This is a genomic window from Rhizobium sp. AQ_MP, from assembly GCF_014237835.1.
Lineage (GTDB): Bacteria > Pseudomonadota > Alphaproteobacteria > Rhizobiales > Rhizobiaceae > Allorhizobium.
Window position 1 is genome coordinate 1 of record NZ_JACJVI010000102.1, and the last position, 299, is coordinate 299.

At 60.5% G+C, this 299-nt stretch carries 1 protein-coding gene; it reads left to right on the forward strand.

Annotated features, from left to right (window positions below):
- Positions 1-228, forward strand: a 228-nt coding sequence (locus H6M51_RS24420; RefSeq protein WP_185812336.1) for a cytochrome c, incomplete at its 5' end; no start/stop codon positions are given.
- Positions 229-299: the final 71 nt, after the last annotated feature.

Here is a 299-nt window from a genome sequence, read left to right on the forward strand (position 1 = left end):
GCGCCCGAACTCGGCAATGTCTGGACCCGCTGGGGTGGCCAGGACGATCGCGACGGTGCACGCGAGACGCTTCGTTCCTGGATGGCGGCACAGCCCTCTGGTGTCGAAGGTCGCCGCCAGATGCCGCAGTTCAACCTGACCGACGAGGAGATCAACGACCTCGCCGACTTCCTCGAATGGACCAGCAAGATCAAGACGCAGAACTGGCCGCCGAACGAGGCCGGCTGAGCCCTTCGTGACCCAAGGAGACACAAAATGAAATATCAAAGCCAGAAGGTCGCGATGCTGTATTTTTACGG